General features: G+C 46.4%; 17 protein-coding genes. 7 read left to right on the forward strand and 10 right to left on the reverse strand.

Features of this window, described 5'->3' with window-relative positions; genetic code table 11:
* Positions 1-31: 31 nt before the first annotated feature.
* From EJF25_RS02800 to EJF25_RS02825, 7 genes are all read left to right on the forward strand, one after another.
* Positions 32-1,255 (forward strand): glycosyltransferase family 4 protein, encoded by a 1,224-nt coding sequence (locus tag EJF25_RS02800; protein ID WP_125039947.1) that lies wholly within the window; start codon positions 32-34, stop codon positions 1,253-1,255.
* A 3-nt stretch (positions 1,256-1,258) separates the two neighbouring features.
* Positions 1,259-2,395, forward strand: a complete 1,137-nt coding sequence (locus EJF25_RS02805) for a hypothetical protein (RefSeq protein ID WP_125039948.1) — start codon at positions 1,259-1,261, stop codon at positions 2,393-2,395.
* Positions 2,376-3,062, forward strand: coding sequence for an acyltransferase (locus EJF25_RS02810; RefSeq protein ID WP_125039949.1), 687 nt, complete (start codon positions 2,376-2,378; stop codon positions 3,060-3,062). Before EJF25_RS02805 ends, EJF25_RS02810 begins: the two co-directional genes overlap by 20 nt.
* Positions 3,059-3,793: a glycosyltransferase gene (locus tag EJF25_RS02815; RefSeq protein ID WP_235016691.1), complete on the forward strand. Its 735-nt coding sequence runs from the start codon at positions 3,059-3,061 to the stop codon at positions 3,791-3,793. Before EJF25_RS02810 ends, EJF25_RS02815 begins: the two co-directional genes overlap by 4 nt.
* Positions 3,794-3,860: 67 nt before the next feature.
* Entirely contained in the window at positions 3,861-4,160 is a 300-nt protein-coding gene (locus tag EJF25_RS25365) for a glycosyltransferase (protein WP_370685689.1), read from the forward strand.
* Entirely contained in the window at positions 4,153-4,527 is a 375-nt protein-coding gene (locus EJF25_RS02820) for a glycosyltransferase (protein ID WP_125039950.1), read from the forward strand. The genes EJF25_RS25365 and EJF25_RS02820 overlap by 8 nt, the downstream gene beginning before the upstream one ends.
* A gap of 10 nt (positions 4,528-4,537) precedes the next feature.
* Positions 4,538-5,605: a DUF1972 domain-containing protein gene (locus tag EJF25_RS02825; protein ID WP_125039951.1), complete on the forward strand. Its 1,068-nt coding sequence runs from the start codon at positions 4,538-4,540 to the stop codon at positions 5,603-5,605.
* A 248-nt stretch (positions 5,606-5,853) separates the two neighbouring features.
* On the opposite strand, the gene EJF25_RS02830 is transcribed toward EJF25_RS02825, so the two are convergent.
* From EJF25_RS02830 to EJF25_RS02875, 10 genes are all read right to left on the reverse strand, one after another.
* Positions 5,854-7,131, reverse strand: a complete 1,278-nt coding sequence (locus tag EJF25_RS02830) for a PcfJ domain-containing protein (RefSeq protein ID WP_125039952.1) — start codon at positions 7,129-7,131, stop codon at positions 5,854-5,856.
* A complete protein-coding gene (locus EJF25_RS02835; RefSeq protein ID WP_125039953.1) occupies positions 7,128-7,559 on the reverse strand; it encodes a PcfK-like family protein in 432 nt (143 codons plus the stop codon). Before EJF25_RS02835 ends, EJF25_RS02830 begins: the two co-directional genes overlap by 4 nt.
* A 45-nt stretch (positions 7,560-7,604) precedes the next feature.
* Positions 7,605-7,910, reverse strand: coding sequence for a hypothetical protein (locus EJF25_RS02840; RefSeq protein WP_125039954.1), 306 nt, complete (start codon positions 7,908-7,910; stop codon positions 7,605-7,607).
* A gap of 382 nt (positions 7,911-8,292) precedes the next feature.
* Positions 8,293-8,835 (reverse strand): hypothetical protein, encoded by a 543-nt coding sequence (locus EJF25_RS02845; protein WP_125039955.1) that lies wholly within the window; start codon positions 8,833-8,835, stop codon positions 8,293-8,295.
* Complete coding sequence (locus tag EJF25_RS02850; RefSeq protein WP_125039956.1) at positions 8,832-9,377, reverse strand: topoisomerase C-terminal repeat-containing protein; 546 nt, start codon at positions 9,375-9,377, stop codon at positions 8,832-8,834. The genes EJF25_RS02845 and EJF25_RS02850 overlap by 4 nt, the downstream gene beginning before the upstream one ends.
* 30 nt (positions 9,378-9,407) lie before the next feature.
* Positions 9,408-10,157, reverse strand: a complete 750-nt coding sequence (locus EJF25_RS02855) for a hypothetical protein (RefSeq protein WP_125039957.1) — start codon at positions 10,155-10,157, stop codon at positions 9,408-9,410.
* 5 nt (positions 10,158-10,162) lie between these two features.
* Positions 10,163-11,347: a toprim domain-containing protein gene (locus tag EJF25_RS02860; protein ID WP_125039958.1), complete on the reverse strand. Its 1,185-nt coding sequence runs from the start codon at positions 11,345-11,347 to the stop codon at positions 10,163-10,165.
* 15 nt (positions 11,348-11,362) lie between these two features.
* A complete protein-coding gene (locus tag EJF25_RS02865; RefSeq protein ID WP_125039959.1) occupies positions 11,363-12,697 on the reverse strand; it encodes an ArdC family protein in 1,335 nt (444 codons plus the stop codon).
* Positions 12,681-12,911: a hypothetical protein gene (locus EJF25_RS02870; RefSeq protein ID WP_125039960.1), complete on the reverse strand. Its 231-nt coding sequence runs from the start codon at positions 12,909-12,911 to the stop codon at positions 12,681-12,683. The genes EJF25_RS02865 and EJF25_RS02870 overlap by 17 nt, the downstream gene beginning before the upstream one ends.
* 40 nt (positions 12,912-12,951) lie before the next feature.
* Positions 12,952-14,181: a MutS N-terminal domain-containing protein gene (locus EJF25_RS02875; RefSeq protein ID WP_125039961.1), complete on the reverse strand. Its 1,230-nt coding sequence runs from the start codon at positions 14,179-14,181 to the stop codon at positions 12,952-12,954.
* Between the last annotated feature and the right edge of the window lie 8 nt (positions 14,182-14,189).

The following is a 14,189-nucleotide window of genomic DNA, read 5'->3' on the forward strand; positions in this document are numbered from 1 at the left end:
TTATTATTAATAAAACAATCAATTTAAATAAATGAATAAAACAATTCTAGTATCAGCCTATTCTTGCGAGCCCATAGAAGGCGGTGAGGCAGCGGTAGGGTGGAATATCGCCCTGCAAATGGCAAAACGAAATAAAGTTCACATTATTACCCGAAGTAATTTGCGTGAAAAAATAGAGGCGCATTACCCTACAGAGGTAGCAGAAAATATTACTTTTCATTATTATGATACACCTCGTTGGATGCGCTTTTATAAACGTAAGGAACGGGGTATGCATCTTTACTATTTCTTGTGGCAATTAGGTATTACATCCGTAGTACGTAAGTTGAAAAAAGAAATAAAGTTTGACTATGCAATGCATCTTACTTTTGGAAATGTATGGCTGCCTACTTTTTTGCCATACTTCGACATACCATTTATATATGGTCCTATCGGAGGTGGTGAAGGAGTGCCACATTCATTTTTAACTAAAATGTCACCTTACTTTTTTTGTGTAGAGTTTATAAGGATTCTCATGAATGGGACAGCACATATTAATCCTTTCTTTCTCTATAAAGCGCATCGCAGTAAAGCCATACTATGTCGTACAGAACAAACTTCCGCACTGTTTTCTAAACGTTTCCAATACAAAATAGATTACTTGACCGATGGTGCCATTGAACCAGATTTTTTTGAGAACAAGGCGGAATATAGCAAAAACAAAACTATTCGGATTGTTTCTACTTCTCGTTTTATCGCATTAAAGAATGTGATTTGTATCGTACAAGCGTTGAATCTTGTACCAAAAGAATATGATGTTGAGTGCGTAATGGTAGGGAAAGGTCCTGAACTGGAGAAAGTAAAACAATTAGCGAAAACCTGTCCTCATAAGATCACATTCCTTAAGCATATGCCACGTCAGGAGGTTCTAAACCAACTGAAGCAAGGGGATATATTCATTACTCCATCATTGAAGGATGCTTGTAATCTCACATTACTTGAAGCCATGACAGTTGGTCTGCCTATAATCTGCCTTAACTGGTCTGGAATGGCAATTTCAACCGATGATAGTTGTGCGATACGTTTGCCGGTAACTAATCCCGAACAAATGCCTAAGGATATGGCTAAAGCAATTATAAAACTCATAGAAAATCCCGAATTGCGTGAACGTTTGGGTCAGGCGGCTCGTGAGCGTATTCGTAATATCTTTAATTGGGATTCTAAAGGAGATTTTATGGAAAAAGTATTTGAGAAATTAGACAGCCAATGTCAGTAAAAAATGAATCAATCGGTTTTAGACGCTATCTGTAAAAAAGGTCAAGGAGAAAAATATGTTAAACTGCAAAATAGCGTAGGACAACGATGGTATATCCCACTGCGGAATAGCAGTGTACATCTGTCCTTGTTTCAGCCATCTTCCATTCAAGGTAAAATTGTTGCATATTTCTTTGAAATAATCAAGCATTTTCCTTTTCTGTTGCATATTATACACGCAAAAATCGTCCAATTGCAATTCTCGAAAGAGTTTCAAGAATTTGTTGACGATATATTTAGAGTCTCCCATTGTAATTTCGGAATCTTTTGTGGTTCTCCCGGTTATCATCAAAAACCGACATTGCTGATCAGCAAAGGGAAACGTGTATTAGGGTATTGTAAATTAACCGACAATAAATGTGTCATGGAGTTATTCTATGAAGAAAGCAAAAGTTTGACGTATCTTCATGGTAAAGACATCAAGAATGTTCCAATCTCCTTATTTTGTGGCAAGCTACCTTTTAATCAACATATAGGAGCTTTTGTACAAACAACTTGTCGGGAGAATAAAGTAAAGTTAGCTACCTATACAAATAAAAAACTATATGACTTTGTAAAGGAAGTTAATACCAAAACAAAATTAAGTATTCCTTTTAGCGATAGTGATTTTGCCAAGTCACTAAATAAACTGATACAGCATTTATCTTTACTGAAAGATAAGGGTATGCAGAACACATTAAGAGATGGAATTAAAGCGGTGAAAGCCAATCAAGATTCGTTTGAGTATTTCTGTGCGTCCCATGGAGATCTTACTCCTTGGAATAGTTTCATCGTACAGGATAAATTCTTCGCTTTTGATTTGGAGTACTTTAAGTGTTCATATACTCCATTTCATGATTTATTCCATTTTTTTACACAAGAGATGCTTTATAACAAGTATGCAAATGCAGAAAAGATATATCTGAAGTATAAGGGCATTAGGGAACTCTTCTTTAAGGATACGGACAAAGCGGATTTGTTCTATCTGTCATATCTCTTGATGATCTTCGAGTTCTATTTGAATCGGGATAATGGCATTCTTAATGAACGAATTAAAGAATGTATGGGAACTTGGGCTACACTTATAAAATATATTCTCAAAAATGTTTCGGAAAATAATTAATGCTATCATCACTAAGATTAAAGGAGAAAAATTTACGTTGGATGAGCAAATTCCAATAGCATATATATGCACATTGATTTGGATGCGTTTCACAATGCTTATTATTGGAACAATAAAAATACACCGGTTCGGACGTGTGTTTATACATCATTCATCTAAAATAAAATGCCCTTCCAAAATAACTTTACATGGTAATCTCTCTATTGACCGTAATTGTTACATCGATGCTTTGTCAGTGGAAGGAATTTGTTTTGGAAATAATGTTTCCATCGGCAAGAATACCACAATAGAGTGTAGCGGTTCTTTAAAATCTCTTGGCAAAGGATTGAAGATTGGTAATAACGTGGGATTGGGTACGCATGGATTTTGGGGCTGTGCCGGTGGTATTGAAATTGGAGATAATACAATTTTCGGAAATTTTGTTTCACTACATTCAGAAAATCACAATTTCACTCGAAGAGATATTCCTATACGTTTACAGGGAGTAAATCGTAAAGGCATCAAGATTGGCAAGGATTGCTGGATTGGAGCCAAAGCCACTATTTTAGATGGAACGGATTTAGGTGATGGATGTATCGTAGCTGCTGGAGCTGTTGTACGCGGAACGATACCGCCATATTCTATCATAGGTGGTGTGCCTGCAAAAATAATAAAATCAAGAATATGAAACACATTATCTGTTTTCACCTCTTCAATGACTACAGTGGCAGTCCCAAGGTCTTGAAGATGGTCTTGGACGGTTTGTTGAAGAAAGGCTGCCAAATAGATTTGGTGTCTTCCAAAGGCGGGGTATTGGATGAGCTGTTGCACTATGAAAATTTGCATAAGCATTCTTATCCATACAAGTTTTCAAACAATGCCTTGCTTACAATGTTGCGTTATTGCCTGGTGCAGCTCTATACATTCTTTCTGTCTTTCCGTTGGCTGTTCTGTAAGGACGTAGTGTTTTATATCAATACCTTGTTGCCTGTCGGTCCGGCATTGGCAGGTCGATTGATGGGAAAGCGTGTTGTCTATCACTATCATGAAAACGCTTTCGTCAAGGGGGCTTTTTATAAGATTTTGGCAACTCTGATGCAAAAGCTGGCGCATGAGATTATTTGCGTTTCCCAATACCAGGCATCATTTCTGAAGCGCACACATGGAGTAACAGTTATCCCCAATGCTTTGCCTAAGGAATTTACAGATAAACTTATATATGCACCGGAGGCGGCTTTTGAGCGGAAAACGGTCTTGATGCTGTCTTCTTTGAAAGATTATAAGGGGACACGGGAATTTATACAATTATCCCAAAGACTACCAGAATATAAATTTGTTTTGGTAATCAATGATACCCAAGAGAATATTGACAAGTATCTGCATGACAATAATTTAACAAATATTAAGGGGGGGGGGTAATCTGACGATTTATGCCCGCCAGGAAAATGTCGTTCCTTTTTATAATTCAACATCGTTAGTTCTCAATTTGACCAATCCCCAATTTGCCGTAGAGACTTTCGGTCTGACTCCTCTTGAAGCCATGAGTACCGGAGTTCCTGTTATTGTTCCGACAGTGGGTGGTATTGCAGAAATGGTGGAAGACGATGTGAACGGATATAAAATTGATGTACAAAATCTGAATGCCATAGAAGGCAAAATCCGGCAGATGTTTGAAGATGGAAAACTTTATTCCCAGTTATCTGACAATGCCATATTGTATTCAGCACGGTATAATCCGTATGATACATTGGATAAAATAATACACATTCTTTCCAATAATGGATAAAACAGACAAGTTGAAAATTTTGTCAAGACAAGACGATGTGGCTTCACTTTATAATAAAGCCTCTCTTGTACTGAATCTTTCCGACAAGCATAAGTTCATTGAAACATTTGGGCTTACGGCTTTAGAAGCCATGAGTTCCGGGCTTCCAGTTATCGTTCCGACAGAAGGCGGTATCGCAGAAATGGTGGAAGATGGTAAAAATGGATATAAGATTGATGTACAAGATTTAGAGAAAATAGAAGTACATATCAAGCTTTTATTGTCTGATCGGAATCGTTATCAACAGATGGCAACCAACGCTCAAAAATACTCTCAGTCATTCAGTGAGGAAAGTATGATAAGCAAGATTGCCGAAATTTTCAAATAATACAAGATTTATGAAACAAGTTGCTATTGTGGGCATACAAGGAGTGCCTGCAAAGTATGGTGGCTTCGAGACTTTGGTGGAAAACATTATCGGTGATAATTGTTCTCCGGAAGTTTGCTATACCGTTTTTTGCAGTGGCAAGGATTATACCAAACGACTTGACACTTACAAAAGTGCTCAACTGAAATATATCCCATTGTTCCATGCCAATGGCGTGCAGAGCACTCCCTACGATATTTTATCAATGCTGAAATGTTTACGGGGGTATGATGCTGTTGTCATTTTAGGTGTTTCGGGATGTATTTTTTTACCGATTTTCAGACTGCTGTACCGAAAGAAAATTATAGTGAACATTGACGGTCTGGAACACAAACGAGCAAAATGGGGTAAATTTACCAAATGGTTTCTGCGTACCAGTGAAGCTATGGCTGTCAGATTCGCGGACGTGATTGTTGCCGATAACAAGGGTATTCAGGACTATGTGATGGAAACGTATGGAAAAAAATCAGAACTGATAGCTTACGGGGGCGACCATACGCAAAGGGAGGTATCGGAAGAGCGGCAACAAGAGATTCTAAACAAATATGGAGTCAAAGCGAATGATTATTCCATCAGTGTATGTCGGATTGAACCGGAAAACAACAGCCATGTCCTTTGCGATGCTTTTGCCAAAAGTGGCAAGAATCTGGTCTTTGTCGGAAATTGGAACCGTAGTGATTACAGCCGTAACTTGAAAAAACAATATGGTTCGTATCGGAATATTCATTTGGTTGATTCGGTTTATGACCTTGATGAACTGTATGCCTTGCGCAATCAATGTGAGTGTTATATTCATGGACATAGTGCCGGCGGTACAAACCCGTCACTTGTTGAAGCCATGTCATTTGGCAAACCGATAATAGCATTTGATGTGGTCTATAATCGCGAAACGACCGAAAACAAAGCCTACTATTTCAAAGATTGTAAAGAATTGATAAAACTGTTGCACGAGGATAAGGACGGAATCCCCATGAAAGATATTGCCCAACAAAGGTATACGTGGAAGCATATCGCCATGCAATACGAGGCTTTATATTGAGAGATGAAACAGAATCAAATCATATTTGCAGGTTGTTACTTACAGGACTGTTTTCGACAACAACCGCATTGGGTCAGGAAGAGGAACGACCGAAAGTAGAAATCCTGCCGGTATGATTTGATAAGTTTTCTTTTTCATCTTTACTTTACTGCTTTCTAGACAAAGCCTCTTGCCCCATGTTCTTTGTGCTCCAAATTCCGCCCCACGCTTTCTTGCGCAGGACGGAGTTCAGAGCAAAATCAAGGTGTTTATGCTAACGACTTCCTTGCCTCCAAGAAGCGATGAGCATTGTCATTGACCAGTTTGACAATCCTGGCGTGGTATTCCGTATTGGAATTACATATACCACGGCTTTGTATCACTTTCCCTTGGCGCGTAGAGAACTCCACCGTTTCAATGCGGTTGCCTTTGAGGTCGTGCGCTGAAAGAATGATGCTGTCCGTCTTGGCATAGTATTCACACCGGAAAACGCAGTGCTTCATCTTTTCCCCCTCCATCCGGTAGGCTTCCAGTGTGTCAAGTACAGAGATTTCAAGGTCTTCATCACGGATGACGATACCGAAGTAGCAGGACTTGTTCCGATAGAAGTCCGCTTCCTGCCTCTTGGTTTTCTCCATCTGTTCCTTGTTCCTCCGCTTTTCTTCCATTGCGTTCACCTTTTTCAACCAATGGTCATGCTCCTCTTTCAGATTGACGGGGCAGATGTATCTGGTACTGCGGATGTCCTTGCCGCATCTTTCAAGCAGACGGATGGTGTCGCACCACATTCCGTAGTCCGCAGGTCTGTAATGATGCCGAGTAGCCACCTTGTAGGACTGCCAGCATCTGTCAAGTTCCAAGGTGTGGCTGACGAAATAGGCAACCGCCTTGCAGTCTTTCGCCTTGGTCATCGTTTCCATGCGGTGGTCGGAAAGCAACGATTGCATGAAGCGCATCGGGTGGCAGTCGGGAAGCCTGCCAGCCATGCCGTTGCGCCTTAATTCGGGAATGGCTGCATAATGAGGATAGACGTAGGTATCGGAGATAATCCAATGCACATCACAGATTTGTTTCAGTTCAATGGATGATGCCCAGTTGAAGCAGTCCCTATAATATCCCATCGTTCTGTTTCTTGAAGTGAGTGCTATCCTGCCTTGTGCATTGAGCCACAGACGGCACACTTCCATAGAGTACATTCTCATCGGACTGCCTTTCTTGTAATGAGCTTTCAACAAGAATACACGCTGCACTTGTAGTCCGTCTATGGCTTCAAGGGTAGAAAAATAACCCGCTTCCGCTTTGTTGCGCACCAGCGTGTCAACCACCTGCAAGCGGTGTCCGCAATGGGGGCAGCGGACGGACTTGCCTTTTCCCTTGTAGTCAAACTTTTCTCCGCAATCCCCACAAGTACACTTGTGTCCCGAAGTGCGGAAAGCATAGTGGCTCAACACTTTTCTGACTGCCCATTCCACGACTTTAGAGCCGATGGTGCTCAGCCTCTCGTTGGAGGCTGTCACCGTTCTTTCAAATTTACTTCTCGGTTTCATAGTTCCATTCCTGCAAACAGTGAGAGTTCGGGTAGTTTGTTCTCCTGCGCCTTGACCGCTTTGGGTCGGCTGTTACGCTGCTGTAACTTGCGCATTTCCTCCTCTTGGTAGCGTTTGAGGGCAATGGCTCGTTGCTCCGCCTTTTCAGCTTCGGTCAGTTCTATATGGTGATTGACCACAACGGAACAATTCAGCGGTTTGCCGATTTCCAGCGTCGGCTCATCTATCGCATGGACTGCCAGCGAGTATATCTCCATGTCTGAAAATCCGCAGCAACCGGATTTCTGCACCTCTTGAAAGATATAGTTCACCACATCGTCAATGGCGCGTGTTGTCGTTTCGTACTTGGCACGGAAGAGTTCATCTTCTTTTGCCCTATTGTCAAGATAGTTCTTGATGATTTCCTTGAAATGCTCTGTTCCTTTCATATATGTCCGTATTTTTAATGTTATGGAATTAAAGTATCATCAGGTCTATAAAGGCAATCCTTTAAGCAGTTCCACGAAAGGAATGGTGTTGATGTCCTTGGCGAAACGTACCTGCCACTCCGCCTTGACGAAGAACTTCTCCTTGAACTTCTCCACAAAAAAGCAGTCGTTCCTGCCTGAAGTGCAATCTATGGTGGCGAAGTTGATGCCGTCCTTTCGGATATATGCAAGAAAAGGGGGCATACCGCAAAAGCACCTGCCGATACTTTCTCTGTCCCAATACAAGGTGAGTTCGTAAACATTGCCCTTGTAGAGTACCTTCTCGCTTCTGTCAATAAGTCTGATTGCCATAAGTTTCAATTCTTTTCCCTTTTGTTTGAAGCCTTGGGGCTTCTCGCTTCCGGGGGATTTTTACGATACCTTCCACACGGAGGGAACAAGGGAACAAAAGGCAGACGTGGCAAGGAGAAAGCGGACGGAATACCCAATTTGGCACAAATTGCGGAAGGCTGCCGGCCGTTTTCATCGCAGCCAAGCACAGCGGCGTTTGCCGTGTCACCGCCCTCCGTTACTTTGTATCGGAAAATCCATAGGAAGCGGGAAGTCTTAGGTTGTAAAGGAAAATCCCGGTTACTTCAACAGAAAGGAGTATCCAAAAAAAGTCCCGACACCTTCATGTAGATGCCGGGACTGCGGACGATAAGACAGCGGACTGTCAGGGAATGGACTATGACTATATCAGAGGAATTTCAAACGATTTGATTACACACCGTGCTTCCTTATCCAAGATGAACCAGTATTCGGAGCGGTAGGGCTTGCCGCCATCGGTCTGAGCCTCGAACTCTATCTTGACTTTCCAGCCGTTGAACGGTTTCTTCGCAAGAGCGTCCATACCGTTGGAAGTGGCAAGGGTACGTAAAGCGGACATGGCACTCATCTGACGCTCCATCAGTTTGGTCACCTCCTTGTTGTCCGGGTCGAAGTCTTCCATGCCGTTGGTTTCTTTCATGACCTTCTCGTTGATTTTCATCATCGTCATGGAAAGGGCCATTTTCTCCTCCATGCTCACATACTCCCTTCCGAATACGGAATCCGGCCGGCTAATTCCGATGATTTTAACGGATTCGGGATTATCCACCGAAGCCATCAGCGCACTCTTGGCCACCTCGACGGCGCGGTCTTGCGGCTTGTCCGAACAACCAACGAAGTAGAATACACTTCCCCAAAACAATACGATGGAGGAAAGTATGATGATAATTTTCATTCCCGGCTTCATACCTTTATGATTTGAAGTTTGTCAGGAGATACACCGAGGCGTTTGCGGTAGATGGAGCCGTCATCTCGGTACATTTCCAGTTCATTGCCCGTAATTCCGTTCTCACAGAGTGTCTTGGCTTCGTCCAGCGTCAGCTGGTGTCCGCCAATGTTCCGCCAGATGGCAAACGAGCAGGGCGCGGTCTGACTGGCATAGTTCGAGCAGTTGAACGCACGGCTGCCCACAAGGATGTCACCACCGCAATGGGGACATTTGCCGATGACCGGCTGCATATTGATGCTGCCGTCATCCGCCAGTTCAAGTACCGTCGGAAACATCCTGCCTTCCTTGGTGGCAAAGCCGTCCAACAGGATATGGCGTTTTTCCAACAGTTCGGTTATTTCCGCGTCTTTCATCTTCCGGTTGCCGATGATGCCGTTAATGTTCAATGCACAGGATGGGTGGTCGCCCAAGTTGTGCTCACAGCGATAGCCTTTACAGGTCTTGACAACATTGCCGCCACAGAGGGGGCAACGGCCGATGATTTTCTTTTCTGTTTCCATGTTATTCCAATTGTTGATTATGTGATTCGTTTACCATTTGAGCAGATACCCTTGGTTCCATTCCGTCACGATGCCATTGATGATGTTCTTGCCGGACATGACGTTCGCCCATCCTTCCGGGTCAAGCGAGAACCAGAGGTCGTTCCATGAGAGCGTGCGTACCTGCCATGCGAGGATGAACAGATCGGTGTTGATGGCCTCCAGCCGCGTTGCCACCTCGTTGGCGATGTAATATCTTTCGGAGGAGTTGAGCAGGTTCACCTTGTGTTTCTCATTCTTTCCGTCCGAACCGCTCACATCATAGCTTCCCGAAGTGACCAGCTGTTTCATGAAAGGATAGAGAGCCGCCATTTGGGTGGCAGCGTCCGTCAGTTCATCCGACACGATGGCGGCAATGGCCGTACCTTTGAGATTGCCGCCGACCGATTTGAGGAGCAGGTTGCAGTTTTGGGGGATTTCCGTCGTCACCAGTTCCCCTGCACGTTTAATCTGGTACAGGTTCTGCACCGCTCCTTGGGCATTGGAGAGGTATTCCAGCATCTTGTCCTCGACACTGTGAACCCGGTCGAGAGCCACCGTAACGGCGGCTTCTGCGGCAATAATCTGCTCCTGCCTCTTCTTGCGCTTCTTATGGATGCTCTTCAATTCCGCTGTTTGGGCAAGCACCGCTGCGGTCAGTGCCGGGTCGGTCTGTTGGGCACGGATGGGCAGGCCGCCAATGACAAGACTGCCGATAATAAACAGCGAAACAAATTGCCTTTTGATAGATTTTCTTTTCATACGCCTTACATTTTAAGACCCGCATTTCTGCGTTCACTCAGGTTACGTTCACGTTCCTCCTTGTGGGGAGAAAGTACCGGCTCCATCGGCTTGTTCAGCAGACAGTCGTTCCAATCCTTGAAAGCCTTGGGCGGCAGCCATTGTCCCATGCGGTAACGGATGCGCAGCAGTTCGCCCGTCTGTGCCGTCAGGGAACGTTCCATGTCCGGCCTGAAAGACTTTCCCTTGGCTTCCACCTCTATGCCGTTTGCCGTCTTGTTGATTTTCAGCGGGATGTTCTCCAGCAGAGCCATCATGCGCAGCCCGTAGATGCGTCCGGCAAGGTCGTTGTCGAAGCAGTCAAAGGCACGGGCATGGGGGAAGCGTGCCATGACACCGCTTATCTGTCCGTCTGAAAATGTACCGCCGAGGGAAACCAGTGCCACATCCGTATTCAGCCGTGGCCTGTTCATCTGATAGAAAGCCATCGCGTCAAAAGCCGACTCGCAGAAGAACACGCTTCTGACCGCTTCCCGGTTGTCGCCGGAGAGGTCAGCCACCCATGCGGAAGAGGATGAGTCCGTCCCTGCCGCCTTGGACTTGTAGCCGCCATGTCCGCGTATCTCATAGCCTTTCACGTCATCGCCGTCGGCTGACGTATAGGGGAAGCCGATGTTATAGCCATCGAACTTGTTGTTCCGCCTGTCACGTATCAGGGAAAGGAACGGGGCGAAAACGCGGACCGTATCTTTCGATATACCTCTGAGGGAGAACAGACCGGGTATCTTTCCGGGACAGACCGGCCTGACTTCATATCTTGACGCATCAAAGGCTGTATGTGTTCCGGCGGATTTGACGTATTCGCGGTCCTCCCGGTATTCGGGTTCGGGCATATGGGCAAAGCGTGCCATGACCTTGGCGATTTTCTGCCATTCGTCCTTGCCCGATACCAAAAAGGAATCAAGGTTCTCACGGATGAGCGTGACCGCATCGCCCTTCGAGCCGTCCCTGCGGAAGAAGGTCTGTGCCGCCTTGTCGTTCGGATGGCTGACGATGATGGTGTCACGCCTGTTCCCGCCTTCACCCAGCACCAGCTCGATATAGCGGCCGACACCGGCTTTCCGGTCCAGCCGGTAACCCAGCGCATAGGCGATGTCATCGACACCCACCCGTGATTTCAGTTCCTTGAAGTTTATTTTGTAGTCAGCCATGAGTTTTTCTACAATTTACATACTCAATCCGGCACTTGCTTTCTGCGTGCGCCGCATCACCGCCAGTTCCGGCTCGTAGGTCTTGCGTGCCGTCATGTGCAGGAATGCCGTCTTGTCTTTCATGTCCGTCAGTTGGAAATAGGTCTTGGCGGTGTCTTTCGACACTTTCCTCAAACCTAACTCCACACCGTCATAGGAGGCGCGTATGGCATAATCGCCCGAACGTGTCTTGACGATGGCGGCGTTCTTGAACGGTACTTCCTCTCCGGCATCCAACGGGGCAAACGGGTCGTTCTTGGCAAGGTAGGGCTGCTCGCCCAATGCCAGACGTTGTTTATCCACATGGTCGAGTATCATATCCGAAGCCTTGTTCACGTCCGCCATGATGGAAACGATGAACTTCGGCTCTTTCCTGAGCGTGCCGATCCACGAGTCCAGATAGGCGGCCGAGTTGTCGGTCACCTTGGAATCAAAGCCCATCGAGTGGCTGATCATGGCAGCCGTGAGTTCCGCCACCAGCTCCTCCTTGGCATATTTCGGGTCGCCGAATCGTCCGCCCATTTCCCGGTTGAGCCGTTCCGGGGTCATCGTGGAGTGTGTCATCTCGTGCAGTATGGTCGAGTAATACTCCATGCCACCCCGATAGGTCTCTTCCGAGGTGTTGCCGATGTTGAACTGCGCTTTCATGGGGATTACGATCCGGTCATGCGAGGGAGAGTAGAATGCGCCGTCCACCCGTCTGTCCGCCTGTATCGGGCAAAGCCAGCCTTGGGTATCTACCATGCGGTCGAGGGCGGCATGGGCGTACATCCCTTCGGTATCACGGAGTTCGGGCACCTTGAACTTATCCAGCAGCTTCTGCATCCTTTCCGGCTGGACTTCCGCCAGATTGGTCTGCGCCACGTTATAGACGGGGAAAGCCTTGATGAACGGAATGACTTCCATGCCCTGACGCTCTTCCCTGTTCATTGCCTTGTACTCGTCCGAACTGACTTTCCTGCCGTTTGCGTCACGCACCAGCATATCCCAATAGATCACGGGAAAGGCTTTTTCTCCTTTCAGCACATGGGCTTTGAGATTGTGCGCCTGCTTGAAGGTCAGATAGACGGGCAGGTCATAGCCACCGGCGGCGGTATGGAGTTGCAGGAAGAAGGAGTTGGAGCCGGAATAGTTGCGTCCGCCTACATTCTGAGGCAGTCCGGCATAGCCCGAAGCTCCGCCTATCCAGCCTTTCTTCCAGCCGGTTTCCTTCATCTGCTCCATACGTTCAATCATCATCGCCGCGAACTTATCAAGGGCTACCTGCCCCGCATTGCCGGATGTGACTGTCGGGTTAGTTCCATATGCCATAGTCCTCGTCATCCATTACCTGACGGTCCATCGCCTCGATATCCGTCTGTTCGACATAAAACTCCGCCGATTCATCCGACGGGTCTGTTCCGTGCGAGCGGCACCAGTCCAGATAATCCTGCGCGTCATCGCCCTCCATCACAAAACGGAGATAGCCGATTTTACCTTCCTGAAGGAGTTCCACCAACTCCTCATGTTTCATTCTTGCTGACATATTCCTATAAGTTGTTTGGTTTTCAATTTGAATGGCCTGATTACATTTTCATTGAGGCGGACTTCTCCATCTTGGCGGTGTTTGCCGCGAGCAGGCCGCTGATTTCGCTGTTGAGATACTTGGCGGCAATCTGTTCTCTTGTGGCGGTCTTGGTCTTGAAGAGCGAATAGCCGTCATCGAAGGAGATTTCATGCCTGTCGGTTCTTCCTTTCTCGCCCATATCCACGGACACCTTCCACTTGTTGTCGCCCCGGTCTTTCGCCACCCGGACACCCTTGGGGTCAACCCCTTCGGGAAGTTGGTATTTCTCGTAGGCGGATTTCAGGTGCAGCCGTTCGCCGAAGTTCCTCTCCACCAGTTGTTCGGGTGTCGCCACACGGTCGAAGTAGGCGTTCAGGTCCTGACGGGATGCGACCGCCGACATCTTGGTGTCGCCGATCTGCACATAGAACTTGTACTTGCCGTAGTCGGGACGCTGCTCGTCTTTTTCCTTGTACACGTTGAACTTCTCCACCTGAATGCCGCCTTCCGGTCCGGCAATCGACTTGGGCATCTTGAAAGCCTCTTCCGACACCTTGGGCATCAGTTTGGTCGGATAATAGCGTTCCATGAGTTGGGGCACGGTCATTTCCTTTTTCTGGTAGGCTGCCAGATCGGCGGCATCCATCTTCTGCGGTTTCAACTGTACCCCATCGATTTTGGCGGTGAAATACCACTCCTCCGGGTTGGCTTTGCTCTGGTAGGCATGACCGTGCGTCACCTTCTCGCCGTTGGTTGTTACCATTTGTGGCTCACGTGATTTGCGATCCTGCTTGGTTTCTGACTGCTGTTCAGCCTTGATCTCTTGGGCAGGTTTTTCCTTCGCCTCTTTCTTGACGGCTTGGATAGGCTCTTCCTGCACGGCCTTGTCTTTCTTTTTCTTTGCCATATCGTCTGAATTTGAAATGGTTTGTTCTTTCTCCGCCTGTCGTTGGAGTGTTTCTATCGCATCACAGATGGCGACACGTTGGCCGGAACGAATCAGTTTGGGCAGATAAACGTCTATGTCCTGTTTGGGAAAGGCAACCGTCTTGACGGGGTCTTTCTCCGAGGGGATAATCCTTTCCGAAATCTTCAGGGCAAGCAGCACGGAAGCCTTGACTGCATCTTCCCGGTACATCTCATAGAAGTCACCCTGCCGGAAGAGGAGCATCGCATCGGGATGTTTCTGCTTCAACTCAACGAACTGCCGCATGATGTCTGCTACTTGCTCTTCTTTCTTCTTGGCCATAGGGAAAA

Source organism: Bacteroides faecalis (assembly GCF_003865075.1).
In the GTDB taxonomy this organism is placed as follows: domain Bacteria; phylum Bacteroidota; class Bacteroidia; order Bacteroidales; family Bacteroidaceae; genus Bacteroides; species Bacteroides faecalis.

Excerpts from the sequence above, each read along its gene's own strand:
- EJF25_RS02815 (WP_235016691.1), top strand. The coding sequence starts at position 3,059 with ATGAAACACATTATCTGTTTTCACCTCTTCAATGACTACAGTGGCAGT.
- EJF25_RS02845 (WP_125039955.1), bottom strand. The coding sequence starts at position 8,835 with ATGAAGCCGGGAATGAAAATTATCATCATACTTTCCTCCATCGTATTG.
- EJF25_RS02820 (WP_125039950.1), top strand. The coding sequence starts at position 4,153 with ATGGATAAAACAGACAAGTTGAAAATTTTGTCAAGACAAGACGATGTG.
- EJF25_RS02850 (WP_125039956.1), bottom strand. The coding sequence starts at position 9,377 with ATGGAAACAGAAAAGAAAATCATCGGCCGTTGCCCCCTCTGTGGCGGC.
- EJF25_RS02825 (WP_125039951.1), top strand. The coding sequence starts at position 4,538 with ATGAAACAAGTTGCTATTGTGGGCATACAAGGAGTGCCTGCAAAGTAT.
- EJF25_RS02875 (WP_125039961.1), bottom strand. The coding sequence starts at position 14,181 with ATGGCCAAGAAGAAAGAAGAGCAAGTAGCAGACATCATGCGGCAGTTC.
- EJF25_RS02855 (WP_125039957.1), bottom strand. The coding sequence starts at position 10,157 with ATGAAAAGAAAATCTATCAAAAGGCAATTTGTTTCGCTGTTTATTATC.
- EJF25_RS02870 (WP_125039960.1), bottom strand. The coding sequence starts at position 12,911 with ATGTCAGCAAGAATGAAACATGAGGAGTTGGTGGAACTCCTTCAGGAA.
- EJF25_RS02835 (WP_125039953.1), bottom strand. The coding sequence starts at position 7,559 with ATGAAAGGAACAGAGCATTTCAAGGAAATCATCAAGAACTATCTTGAC.
- EJF25_RS02805 (WP_125039948.1), top strand. The coding sequence starts at position 1,259 with ATGAATCAATCGGTTTTAGACGCTATCTGTAAAAAAGGTCAAGGAGAA.
- EJF25_RS02840 (WP_125039954.1), bottom strand. The coding sequence starts at position 7,910 with ATGGCAATCAGACTTATTGACAGAAGCGAGAAGGTACTCTACAAGGGC.
- EJF25_RS02865 (WP_125039959.1), bottom strand. The coding sequence starts at position 12,697 with ATGGCATATGGAACTAACCCGACAGTCACATCCGGCAATGCGGGGCAG.
- EJF25_RS02830 (WP_125039952.1), bottom strand. The coding sequence starts at position 7,131 with ATGAAACCGAGAAGTAAATTTGAAAGAACGGTGACAGCCTCCAACGAG.
- EJF25_RS02810 (WP_125039949.1), top strand. The coding sequence starts at position 2,376 with ATGTTTCGGAAAATAATTAATGCTATCATCACTAAGATTAAAGGAGAA.
- EJF25_RS02860 (WP_125039958.1), bottom strand. The coding sequence starts at position 11,347 with ATGGCTGACTACAAAATAAACTTCAAGGAACTGAAATCACGGGTGGGT.
- EJF25_RS02800 (WP_125039947.1), top strand. The coding sequence starts at position 32 with ATGAATAAAACAATTCTAGTATCAGCCTATTCTTGCGAGCCCATAGAA.